Raw genomic sequence first — 1,302 nt, forward strand, 5'->3', positions numbered from 1 at the left:
CTTTTGATATAACAAAAGAACAGCTCATTTTACTATTGGCTCAAGGCGTATCCTCATTAAAAGCCCTAAAAAAGTTAACTCAAGAGCAGCAGGAAAAAAAATTACGCTCAAAGCTAGGATTAACACTCGATAATGTGGTGAACCTTCTCAGTCATCAAAGTGGTTCGCACAACTTAGACGCACTGCTTAAATTATTGGAAAATGAGCAGGCTCTCGCCAATTTAGATAAACTTCAATTTCAAAATAAGGGCGAAGCGGTAGCGCGCATTCTTGGTAAAATTGGTGGTTCGCACAATTTAAGCGCACTGCTTAAATTATTAGAAAACAATCAGGCTCTCGCCAATTTAGATAAACTTCAATTTCAAAATAAAGGCGAAGCGATAGCGCGCATTCTTGGTCACGACGGTGGTTCGCACAACTTAGGCACACTGCTCAAGTTATTGGAAAACGAGCAGGCTCTCGCCAATTTAGATAAACTTCAATTTCAAAATAAAGGCCAAGCGGTAGCGCGCATTCTTGCTCATCATGGTGGTGCGCACAACTTAGGCGCACTGCTTAAATTATTAGAAAACGAGCAGGCTCTCGCCAATTTAGATAAACTTCAATTTCAAAATAAGGGCGAAGCGGTAGCGCGCATTCTTTGTCATGACGGTGGTTCGCGCAACTTAGGCGCACTGCTTAAATTATTAGAAAACGACGAGGCTCTCGCCAATTTAGATAAACTTCAATTTCAAAATAAGGGCGAAGCGGTAGCGCACATTCTTGGTCAGGGTGGTGGTGCGCGCAACTTAGGCGCACTGCTTAAATTATTGGAAAATGAGCAGGCTCTCGCCAATTTAGATAAACTTCAATTTCAAAATAAGGGCGAAGCGGTAGCGCGCATTCTTGCTCAGACTGGTGGTTCGCGCAACTTAGGCGCACTGCTTAAATTATTAGAAAACGAGCAGGCTCTCGCCAATTTAGATAAACTTCAATTTCAAAATAAAGGCCAAGCGGTAGCGCGCATTCTTGGTCATGACGGTGGTGCGCACAACTTAGACGCATTGTTTAAGATACTTGAGCTAGCGATTATTTCAGAGCTCGGATTTACACCTGCTCAAATGTTTTCTATTGCACAAAAAAGTGCATCGAGTAGAACCTTAACACAGCTTCCTGAGTGTAGAACGTTGCTCATTGAATATGGATTTACGGTATCTGAGTTAGTAGACCTTGCTGACAGAGCCAACAGCTCTAGTAAAATTGAAGCGTTACGCGCTATTGGGCAGTTTCCTATTTTTAATAACTACAAACCCTTAGACATCG

Annotated in this window: 1 protein-coding gene; it reads left to right on the forward strand. The window is 42.3% G+C overall.

Annotated features, from left to right (window positions below; genetic code table 11):
• Positions 1-1,302 (forward strand): hypothetical protein (locus tag ACWTEW_RS08600; RefSeq protein WP_454783628.1); only part of this gene is annotated, 1,302 nt, incomplete at both ends.

This window comes from Legionella stuttgartensis (assembly GCF_977063405.2).